Annotated in this window: 10 protein-coding genes and 1 pseudogene; 3 read left to right on the forward strand and 8 right to left on the reverse strand. The window is 67.7% G+C overall.

What is annotated here, in order from left to right; all coding sequences use genetic code 11:
• The coding region (locus WBA11_RS13650) for a hypothetical protein (RefSeq protein WP_424521222.1) at positions 1-839 on the forward strand (839 nt) is incomplete at its 5' end.
• Positions 840-862: 23 nt separating this feature from the next.
• Here the strand turns inward: WBA11_RS13650 and WBA11_RS13655 are convergent.
• The 3 genes from WBA11_RS13655 to WBA11_RS13665 form a co-directional block, all read right to left on the reverse strand.
• Positions 863-1,276, reverse strand: coding sequence for a hypothetical protein (locus WBA11_RS13655; protein WP_424521223.1), 414 nt, complete (start codon positions 1,274-1,276; stop codon positions 863-865).
• Positions 1,277-1,364: 88 nt separating this feature from the next.
• Complete coding sequence (locus tag WBA11_RS13660; protein WP_424521224.1) at positions 1,365-1,916, reverse strand: hypothetical protein; 552 nt, start codon at positions 1,914-1,916, stop codon at positions 1,365-1,367.
• A 198-nt stretch (positions 1,917-2,114) separates the two neighbouring features.
• Positions 2,115-3,215 (reverse strand): vWA domain-containing protein, encoded by a 1,101-nt coding sequence (locus WBA11_RS13665; protein ID WP_424521225.1) that lies wholly within the window; start codon positions 3,213-3,215, stop codon positions 2,115-2,117.
• A gap of 276 nt (positions 3,216-3,491) precedes the next feature.
• Between WBA11_RS13665 and WBA11_RS13670 the strand changes: the two genes are divergently transcribed.
• The gene (locus WBA11_RS13670) at positions 3,492-4,139 is read left to right on the forward strand and encodes a response regulator transcription factor (protein ID WP_424521226.1); all 648 of its coding nucleotides are present in this window, start codon (positions 3,492-3,494) and stop codon (positions 4,137-4,139) included.
• Between the two features lie 90 nt (positions 4,140-4,229).
• Here WBA11_RS13670 and WBA11_RS13675 read toward each other — a convergent pair whose 3' ends face one another.
• Together WBA11_RS13675 and WBA11_RS13680 are read right to left on the reverse strand one after the other, a co-directional pair.
• Positions 4,230-4,883, reverse strand: a complete 654-nt coding sequence (locus WBA11_RS13675) for a hypothetical protein (RefSeq protein WP_424521227.1) — start codon at positions 4,881-4,883, stop codon at positions 4,230-4,232.
• A gap of 133 nt (positions 4,884-5,016) precedes the next feature.
• Positions 5,017-5,595: a biotin transporter BioY gene (locus WBA11_RS13680; protein WP_424521228.1), complete on the reverse strand. Its 579-nt coding sequence runs from the start codon at positions 5,593-5,595 to the stop codon at positions 5,017-5,019.
• 122 nt (positions 5,596-5,717) lie between these two features.
• Here WBA11_RS13680 and WBA11_RS13685 point away from each other — a divergent pair, with 122 nt between their 5' ends.
• Positions 5,718-6,602, forward strand: a complete 885-nt coding sequence (locus tag WBA11_RS13685; RefSeq protein WP_424521229.1) for an enoyl-CoA hydratase — start codon at positions 5,718-5,720, stop codon at positions 6,600-6,602.
• Here WBA11_RS13685 and WBA11_RS13690 read toward each other — a convergent pair.
• From WBA11_RS13690 to WBA11_RS13700, 3 genes and pseudogenes are all read right to left on the reverse strand, one after another.
• Positions 6,576-7,268, reverse strand: coding sequence for a DUF922 domain-containing protein (locus WBA11_RS13690; RefSeq protein ID WP_424521230.1), 693 nt, complete (start codon positions 7,266-7,268; stop codon positions 6,576-6,578). The genes WBA11_RS13685 and WBA11_RS13690 overlap by 27 nt on opposite strands.
• A 90-nt stretch (positions 7,269-7,358) precedes the next feature.
• Positions 7,359-7,721 (reverse strand): cupin domain-containing protein, encoded by a 363-nt coding sequence (locus WBA11_RS13695; protein ID WP_424521231.1) that lies wholly within the window; start codon positions 7,719-7,721, stop codon positions 7,359-7,361.
• Positions 7,722-8,022: 301 nt separating this feature from the next.
• Positions 8,023-9,702, reverse strand: a pseudogene (locus WBA11_RS13700) (vitamin B12 dependent-methionine synthase activation domain-containing protein); the annotation flags it as partial.
• Positions 9,703-9,767: the final 65 nt, after the last annotated feature.

Below are 9,767 nucleotides of genomic sequence, written 5' to 3' on the forward strand. Positions count from 1 at the left end.
TCAAGGCGACCTCGAGGAACTACCCCGTCTTCGCGTTCGCCTACTGCGAGATCGAGCGGCTGGTGATCGCGGACAACGTGATCCTGAACGGGGCCAGTGGCGGCATCCAGATCGGGTCGACGCCGCCGCGCGGGTCCGGCGGCGAGGTGGTCATCCAGAACAACTTCATCCTGAACAACTTGCTGGCGCTTCGCACGCGCACGTTCGGCGCGCGGACGGTGGCCTACGACCGGCTGACGGTCCGTCACAACTCGTTCATCCTCAACTTCCCGTACAACCCCGACCCCACGTCCTCGAATGTGTCCGCCGTCGAGTGGCACAACTCGAACAGCTTTGGGGAAATGGTCTTCGAGGGCAACCTGTTCGCGTTCAACCCCGGCGGCGCGTTCCAGTCGGACTGGCAGCAGTCGGACCTGTCCGACCTCACGATCCGCGACAACTTGTTCTTCACCAACGGCGCCCTGTTCGGCGAGGGCGCGCCCGAGGCGGCCGTGGTCGCGGGCAAGTTCGGGACGAACCCGACGTACCGCGTCCTCGATCTGTACGACGTCGAGGACGACCTCGACGGGGAGATGAGCGGCAACGTGACGATGGACCCGCAGCTTCCCGTCGCTTTCTCGGCCCTCCAGGCGGCCAACTCCGGCGACGTCAACGCTCAGGTCTCCGTCGCCAACGACGTCCGGCGGATGTTCGGAATTAACACGGACGGCGGGACGGTCGCGATCGCCAACTTCGCGCCCCAGATGATGTTCAGCCTGCGCGCGCTCCCGCTCCCCCAGAACCCGGAGGCCCAGGCGTACGGCGTCCAGACGGGCGGCACGTGGGGCCTGAACGACTGAGCGGTTCGACCTCGAGGTCTGGCTCACTCCGCGATAAACGTGGCCGCGTCCGAGTACTCGTTGTTGGTGTTCGTGAACCCGTCGCCGGTGCCGCGCGGGTCATCGCGGCGGACGTAGACTGTGTATGGCTGTCCGGCCTCGAGGGCGCGCGCGGAGACGTTGTTCTCTCCGCCCTCCGGGATCACGCCGTAGGTCACCGGCGATTGGATCCCGTTCTCGCCGTCGGTAGCGACCACGGCCCAGACCTGGGCGCCCTCGAGGGCGTCGGTCACGTTGGCACCTCGAAAGACCTGAACGCTTCGGGCGCCCTGCGGCACCCACGAGAAAACCGGCGGGGACCCCGCTTGGACGCGGACCGACGGCTGCTGGCTCTCGTCGAACGGGTTGACGTCGCAGCCGACGAGGAAAAGGAGGCTCAGACAAGCGAGACGTGTCATCGAGACCGGCAGAGGGGGAGCAGGAACGTAGACCCCAAGACGGGACCTGCCATGGTGCAAACGGACCACATGCCCTCGAGGGCGATCCTCATCGCGGAGCGCGCCGGAGGTCGATGCGCAGGACGCCACCGACGCCGGCATGGCTAGCTCCCGAGTTGACGATGCCATTCGCCTCGAGGCCGGCCCAGACGGGTCCGACGACCTGCGCGCCCGCCTGCGCCGTCACGCCCACGCCGACCCGCCGGTAGGAACGGCTTTCGAAGGTGTCTCCCCATGTCAGCGCCGGGCCGACCAAGATCGAGGCCGTAAACGGCCCGGGTCCAGTACGAGGCCCTGCGGCAACCACGAGCGACCGATAGTCCGTCGGCCGGACGTCCACCACCGTGGCGCTCTGCTCTCCAGTCGTTACGAAGGAAAACGCGCCGGAGAAGTCGAACTGGAACGCGCCCGACTCGGCGTACGCCAGCCGCCCTGTCCACCGGCCTCGTGAAGCTTGCAGGGCGATGGTCGACAGGAAGTCCTCAAACGACTCTGTCTCGTCGGCGACGAACACGCCGGGAGCGAACGAGATCCAGACGTCGTCGACCGAGGTCTGTGCCGTCGCTGACGTCGCGATCAGAGCAAGTAGGAGCCAACGCATCGGGGAGGTGGTTTGGGAAGGGAGACCCAACGTATTCCGGTCACGGCCTCGAGGACGTGGTGCAAAAAGACCATCTCCAAGGGTGAGCGGGAACGAATCCGCCTTGTGGATGACGAACCTCGGGCTCGAGGTCGACTCCTACCACAGACCGTCCTCGAGGACGGAGCCCTCTAGCCTCCGAACATCGTTCCGAATTCCCTACCGCATCCGCTTGCGACGGTTGCGGACGTAGTCCTCGAACAGGAACCCGCCCAGTTCATCGAGGCCGGCGTAGTAGGCGCGGCCCTTGTTGACCTCCGTCAGCTGGCGGACGAAGTCCTGGAGGTACGGGTCGCGCGCGATCATGAACGTCGTGATCGTGATCCCCTCGCGGCGGCAGATCGCGCCCTGGTCCAGCACCTTGTTCACGATCTGGCGGTCCAGGCCGTACGCGTTCCGGTACATCCGGCCATTCACGAAGTGACACGACGGCTTGCCGTCGGTGATCATGAAGATCTGCTTGTTCCGGTTCTTCCGCCGCCGCAGGATGTCGCGCGCGCGCTCGAGCCCGGCCCGCGTGTTCGTGTGGTACGGCCCGACCTGGAGGTAGGGCAGGTCCTTCATCTCGACCTCCCACGCCTCGTTCCCGAACGCCACGATGTCGAGGGTGTCCTTCGGGTATCGCGTCGTGATCAGCTCTGCCAAGGCGAGCGCCGTCTTACGTGCCGGCGTGATCCGGTCCTCGCCGTAGAGCACCATCGAGTGGCTCAGGTCGATCATCAAGACCGTCGCGACCGACGTGTGGTGATCGGTCTCGAACACCTGGAAGTCGTCCTGGTGGAGCGACAGGTCGCCGATGCCGCCGCGCTTGAACGCGTTCTGAAGCGTCCCGGTCACATCGAGGTCGTGGACGTCGTCACCGAACGTGTAGGGCCGCGTCTCGGGCTGGCGCTCGCTTCCGGCGCCCGCAAACGGGGTCTTGTGGTTTCCTCGGCCCGCCTTGCGCAGGCTGGTAAAGATCTCTTCGAGGGAGCGCTCGCGGAGTCCGCGCTCAGCCTTGGCCGTGATCGTGATCGTGCCCGTGTCGTCGTCGCGGTCGATGTAGCCCTTGTTCTTGAGCTCCTCGATAAAGTCGCCCAGGCCCATGTCTTCGTCCGTTAGGCCGTACTCCTTATCGATGGCCGTGAGCCAGCGGAGGGCTTCGTCGGCGTCCCCGCCGGTGTGGAGCAGGAGTTGCTGGAACAGGTCCAGGAGAGTCTCAAACGTCGAGCGCGAAGTTCCGTGCCGCTCGGCGTCCCACTCTGAATAGCGGAATCGCATGGGAATCGTATCGTTTAGGGTCGCACCCCGAACGGCCGGTAGCGTTCCGAGCGTGCGCGCGATCGGCCTCACACCTCGAGGCGGCGCCCGATGCCCCCCCTAACGGGACGTGGGACATGTTTCACTCATTGCTGAAACTTTTATCAAGCCCGCACACATAGTGCAATTCCCCTAGGGTATCCTCCGTCTGTGGCGCCCGAACTCTCTCGACGCGCGGAAACGTCGAACCCCACTCCTTGCTCCCCGGCCCAGGGCCTTCGAGCCGACTGACGCCCCATGACGCATCGCATATTCCTCGTCGAAGACCACCCGATCACACGGGAGGGCCTTCGCGCCCTGCTCGCCCCTGAAAAGGACCTCGCTATCGTAGGCGAGGCCGACACTGCGCCCGACGCGCTCTCCCGAATCGGGGAGTGCGAACCGCACCTCGCGCTGGTCGACATCGCCATCGGCGGGTCCGACGGCGTCGAGCTCACGAAACAGCTCCGCGCACTCTACCCGGACCTCAAGATCCTGGCGGTCTCGGCCTACTCCGAGTCGGTCTACGCCGAACGGATCGTGCGGGCCGGCGCGAACGGCTACGTCGCCAAGCAAGAGGCGGCCTCGACGCTTCTGGACGCCGTCCGGGCCGTCCTCGAGGGCCGTCTGCACCTGTCGGAGTCGGTACGGGAGCGGGTCGTCGGGAGCTACCTCTCGTCTAACTCGGCGTCGGAGCCGAGCGTTGCGGACTTGACGGACCGCGAGCTCGAGGTCTTCCGCCACTTCGGCCACGGCCTGACGACGGCCGAGGTCGCCGACGCGATGATGCTCTCGCCGAAGACGGTCGAGACGCACCGCGTCCACATCAAGCAGAAGCTCGGCCTCAAGACGACCAACGAGTTTATCCAGCGCGCGGCGCTGTGGACGGCCCAGAACGAGGTCTAGAGACTCGCCCTCGAGGCCGGCGGCCTGTCAAAACGGAACGTCCTCGAGGCCGGCTTCGACCTCGAGGACGCGGGTCCGCTACGTGACGGATCAGTCGGGGAGGTTGTAGGCGGCCTTGACGGCGGCGTAGTCCCGCATGTCGATCCGGGCGCCGGCCTGGCCGTCGACGAAGAACAACTCGTCGGGGATCACGACCAGGCGGAGGTCGATGTCGGTGTTGCCGGGATCGAGGACGCGCTGGGGTAGGATGAAGTCGAACAGCGGCTCGGGTCGGTCGCCGAAGTCGGTGTACGGAGCTGACGACACGACGTCGAAGTACAGATCCTGGTTGTCGAACGAGTACTCGTAGGACACCGTGTACCCGACGACGGGCACGGTCGAGTCCTCGCCTTGGTCATCGGGGACGATCTCCTCGAAGGCGCGTGTGAGCGGGAGCGCGGACCACGTGGTGTTCCCTTCCGCGCCTAAGACGGGCGAGACCAGTTCGACATCGATGTAGAGCATCACGAGCGCGCCGTCGCCGGCCTGTTCGAGGGCGAAGTCGAGGTTGCCACGGTTGACCCGAGCGTCGACGGCGTCGAAGGTCGCGGTGCGGAGATCGTCTCCGTCCTCGTAGTCGTCGATGTCGAAGGACAGGTCGACGACGGAGACGTCGAGGGCAGTGTCCTCGGTCGTGTCGCAGGCGCTGAGGGAGAGGACGGCGACGGTCACGAGGAGAGTCGTAAAAGAGGAGCGGACGGACATGGGATCGGGGGGAACGTGAGCGACTAGGGAGCCGCCGGGAGCGCGGGCGGGGTAACGGACGGCCCCAACGAAACGCGCCCGCCCATCGCACGAAGCGAAGGCGGGCGCGACGGGATCGGCCTCGAGGTCGGACCTACGAGGTCGCTCGCCGGGCGACGAGGTAGACCGAGGCGACGAACGCGATCTTGGTCAGGTCCCACGGGACGAACCGGAGCCAGCCGTTGACGAAGGCGTCGGCCCAGCCCAGCCCGGCGACCAGGTGGAGCCCGACGACGCCGCTCGCGAAGAGCGTCACGGAGCCAGCAGCGATGGCCAGAATCGTGCGGCCCAGGCCGCGGTCGTTCTTCGTCACGGTGCCCGCGAGCCAGGCCACGACCGGGAACGCGACCAAGTAGCCCATCGAGGCCCCGGCGAGGTGCTCCAGGCCGGTGCCGCCACCCGCGTAGAACGGGAAGAGCAGCCCGAGCGCGAGATAGAGCCCCATCGCGAGCGCCCCGGTGCGGGCGCCTAGGAACAGGCCCGAGCCGTAGACCGCGATCGTCTGCAACGTCAGCGGGATCTCCCACAGGTAGAGGCGGAGCTCGAACTGGGCGAGCGCGGCCGTCAAGAGCGCGGTGCCCGTGATGAGGGCGGCCTGGAGGACGAGCGACGCGTCGCCGGACCGAAGGCGGTCAACGGAGGCGGCGGACGGGGCGGCGAGAGCGACGGACATGGGCGACGGGGCGTGGGTCGGAAAAGATACGCGTCGGCCTCGAGGGAGCTCCCAGGCAACGCGTCAAGACTCGCCCTCGAGAACGAGATAGCGGCCTCGAGGACGATCGGATTCTCGGCCGGGTGAGCATCAAGGTCGCGACCCGGCCCGCAGCCTCGAGGGCGGACACCCCCAGCACCGGATCGCTCGGGCCGACCTCGAGGCCGGTTAGCTTTGCCGGACACGACCACGCCCCGATGCCTACCCACGACCACGTCACCACCGAGACGGACGGCCACGTCCTCCATCTCGTCCTCGACCGGCCCGCCAAAAAGAACGCCCTGACGCAGGCCATGTACGCCGCGCTCGCCGACGCCCTCGAGGACGCCGCGACCGACACGGCCGTGCGGGCCGTCGTGCTGAGCGGCCGCGACGGCGTGTTCACGGGCGGCAACGACCTGGGCGACTTCATGATGGACCCGCCGACCGGCCCGGACAGCCCGGTCTTCCGGTTTCTGGGCACGGCCGTCGGCTTTCCGAAGCCTCTCATCGCGGCCGTCGAAGGGCCGGCGATCGGGATCGGGACGACGATATTGCTGCACTGCGACCTGGCGTACGCGTCTTCGACGGCGCTTTTCAAGATGCCGTTCGTGGATCTCGGGCTGGTCCCCGAGGCGGCGTCGAGCCTGCTCCTCCCCCGCCTGGCGGGTCAGGTTCGCGCGTCGGAGCTGCTGTTGTTCGGCGAGGCGTTCTCGGCCCAGACCGCCCTCGAGGTCGGACTCCTCAACTCGATCGTCGAGGACCCAGTCGCGCACGCGCTCGAGCGGGCGGCCGTCCTGGCCGCGAAGCCGCCGTCCGCCGTGCGGCTGACCAAGGCGCTGCTTCGGAGCGACACCGCCGACGCGGTCGGGGCGACGATGGCGCGTGAGGGCGAGCTATTCGTCGAGCGTCTCGGCTCGCCGGAGGCCGAGGAGGCCTTCACGGCGTTCTTCGAGAAGCGGTCACCGGACTTCTCGCGGTTCGACTGAGGCCCGGCCTCTAGGACGGACAGGCCAGACGGCGCCCTCGGTGCGCCCGTGTCCGGTCCGTTCGTCGTAGTCGCGGTGTGCGACCTCGATGTCTCGTTGCGCGACCTGCAGGCGGTGGCGGAGTTCGGCCTCGAGGAGAGCGCAAGTCCCACGACGGAGCCCGTCGAGGCGCCGGTACAAGGCTTGAGCCTCATCCTCCGCGATCTCGCGGTGCGTCGTCTCATGTCGCGCCAGGGCTCGGTAGAACTGGCCCCAGTCGTCCACCAACGCCGGGTCCGTACCGGAGGACGGCGACCACTCCGGCAGCGTCACGGCCACGTCGAGGTCGAGCCGGACGTCGTGGACCACGCAGCCGTCTTCGAGGTCGGTGTACCGGTAGGTCAGGTCCATCGAGGTCTCGGTCAAGCCGAAGAACGACTCGTTGTCGGAGCGCGGACCGCGCTGCCGGAGCGACGCGAGGACCTCGAGGGCCGTGGTCCCGGATACGGGATACGATTTGGCCTCGTACCCGATCTGCAATCCGTCGTCCGCCTTCGGGGGCACGAGGTCGACTTTGGGCGTCGCCTCCGTCTTGGCGCGCGCGACGTCCGGCGGCACGCCCTCAAGGGCGGCTCTGGAGGCAGCTGTCAGCGCCCAGTATGACGCGCCAGACAAGACTACCAGCACAGAAACGAGGACGACGAGACGCACAAGACACAGAGGAGCTGCCGGTGGGTATCGGCAGGCGGGGCCGTGTCTGAACGGCCTCAGCTGCAACTACAGCCGCGGCAGGTCGTGGACCGTCCGGTCGGTTTCGACGTTGCCGGTGTGCTTGATCGCGGCCGGCTCGAACAGCACGACGTGCGCCGTCGGCTCCGCGACCGGCCGGTGCTCGACGCCTCGCGGGACGACCACGATCTCACCGGCCTCGAGGACGATGGGGTCCTGGTTTCGGAACTCGAGCCGCAGGCGCCCGCTGACGACCCAGAACAGCTCGTCCTCGTTCTCGTGATCGTGCCAGACGAACGCGCCCTCGAGCTTGGCGAGCTTGACCTGCTGCGCGTTGAGGTCGGCCACGACGTGGGGCGTCCAGGTGGCGTCGAACTGAGCGAACGCGTCCTCGAGGGTGATCTTTTTCACGGAGGGATAGGAGATGCGGGACGGAGGGATGGCAGGATGCGATCTCGAGGTCGGGCCGCGCCCTCGAGGCTGTACCCACAGGCGCAGTCGTCGTAGAGACGCCACGGCGTGGCGTCTGCGTCTGACCTCGAGGCCGCGGGCGATGAACCCCAACCCCCGGACCCTCAGCCGCGACCGCTGCCGGCTCTGGGTCGTAGGCCAGGATCGGGCCGAGCCAGCGCTCGGCGTCCTCGATGGACATCCCCTTCCGCGCCGCGTAGTCCTCGACCTGATCCCGCGCGATCACACCCACGTTGAAGTAGGCCGCGTCTGGGTGCGCGAGATACAGGCCGCACACCGTCGAGGGCGGCGTCATGGCGAGGTGGTCCGTCAGCCCGGCGCCGGTATGGCGCTCGGCCTCGAGGACGTCGAAAAGCGTGACCTTTTCGGTGTGGTCCGGCTGGGCCGGGTAGCCCGGCGCGGGGCGGATGCCGCGGTAACGCTCGCGGACCAAGTCCTCGGCCTCGAGCGCCTCGGCGGGCGCGTAGCCCCAGTGCTCTCGGCGGACCTCGGCATGGAGTTTTTCGGCGTAGGCCTCCGCCAGTCGGTCCGCGAGCGACTGGATCAGGATGGCGCGGTAGTCGTCGCCGTCGTCGCGGGCCTGGGCTGCCAACGCCTCGGCGCCGTGAACCGTGACCACGAACGCGCCGACGTGGTCGCCGACAGGGGCGACGATGTCCGAGAGCGCACGGTTTGGCTTGCCCGGCGTCTTTTGTGTTTGCTGCCGCAAGGTGTGCAGCGTCACGGTTTTGCTGTCGACCTCAAGGTCGATGTCGTCGCCCGACCTCGAGGCCGGGAACAGGCCCCAGACGCCGCGCGGCTCGAGCAGGCCGCCCTCGACGATCTCGTCCAGCATCGCGTTCGCTTCGTCGAACAGCTTCCGGGCGGTCTCGCCCTTGGCCTCGTCCTCGAGGATTTGAGGGTAGGAGCCGCGGAGCTCCCACGCCTGGAAGAACGGTCCCCAGTCGATCCAGTCGCGGAGTTCGGCGACCGTCACGCGGTCGGCGTGGATGCCCAACGTGTTCGGGACCGGCCGGTCGTCAAACTCGAGGTCTTGGCCGTTGGCGCGCGCGTCCTCGAGGGCGAGCATCTTTTGGGACCGCTGGCGGGCGGCGTAGCGCTCGCGGACGGCGGCGTACTCGTCGGCCACCTCTCGGGTGAACGCGTCGCGGCCCTCCCCCACCAGCGCCGAGACGGCCGGGACGGACTTGGACGCGTCGAGGACGTGGACCGCCGGGCCGCTGTAGTGCGGCGCCACCTTGACGGCCGTGTGCAGCTTCGAGGTCGTGGCCCCGCCGATCAAGAGCGGCAGCTTCAACCCGGCCCGCTCCATCTCCTTGGCGACGGCCACCATCTCGTCGAGCGACGGCGTGATGAGCCCGCTCAAGCCGATGGCGTCGACGTCGTGCTCGCGCGCGGCCTCCAAGATGCGCTGCGACGGGACCATCACGCCCAGGTCGATCACGTCGTACCCGTTGCAGCCCAGGACCACGCCGACGATGTTCTTGCCGATGTCGTGGACGTCGCCCTTGACGGTCGCCATCAAGACTTTTGTGCGGGCCTGGACCTCGCCGCCCGCCGCCTGCTCGGCCTCGATGAACGGCGTGAGCACGGCGACGGCCCGCTTCATCACGCGTGCCGACTTGACGACCTGTGGGAGAAACATCTTGCCGGCCCCGAACAGGTCGCCGACGCGGTTCATACCGGCCATCAGCGGGCCTTCGATGACCTCGAGCGGACGCGGGTACCGCTGGCGCGCCTCCTCGGTGTCGGCCTCGATGTGCTCGGTGATGCCTTTGACGAGGGCGTAGCTCAGCCGTTCTTCCACGGACGTCTCGCGCCACGCCGCGGCCTTGGCCACCTGCGCCTCATCCGGCACCCGGTACGAGTCGGCCAGGTTGACCAGTCGCTCCGTCGCGTCGTCGCGGCGGTCGAAGAGCACGTCCTCGACGGCCGTCTTGAGCTCGTCCTCGAGGTCGTCGTAAACCGCGAGTTGGCCGGCGTTGA

It is taken from the genome of Rubrivirga sp. (genome assembly GCF_049648075.1).
In the GTDB taxonomy this organism is placed as follows: domain Bacteria; phylum Bacteroidota; class Rhodothermia; order Rhodothermales; family Rubricoccaceae; genus Rubrivirga.

Coding starts and splice junctions, on each gene's coding strand:
- WBA11_RS13675 (WP_424521227.1), bottom strand. CDS start 4,883: ATGTCCGTCCGCTCCTCTTTTACGACTCTCCTCGTGACCGTCGCCGTC.
- WBA11_RS13660 (WP_424521224.1), bottom strand. CDS start 1,916: ATGCGTTGGCTCCTACTTGCTCTGATCGCGACGTCAGCGACGGCACAG.
- WBA11_RS13670 (WP_424521226.1), top strand. CDS start 3,492: ATGACGCATCGCATATTCCTCGTCGAAGACCACCCGATCACACGGGAG.
- WBA11_RS13655 (WP_424521223.1), bottom strand. CDS start 1,276: ATGACACGTCTCGCTTGTCTGAGCCTCCTTTTCCTCGTCGGCTGCGAC.
- WBA11_RS13680 (WP_424521228.1), bottom strand. CDS start 5,595: ATGTCCGTCGCTCTCGCCGCCCCGTCCGCCGCCTCCGTTGACCGCCTT.
- WBA11_RS13665 (WP_424521225.1), bottom strand. CDS start 3,215: ATGCGATTCCGCTATTCAGAGTGGGACGCCGAGCGGCACGGAACTTCG.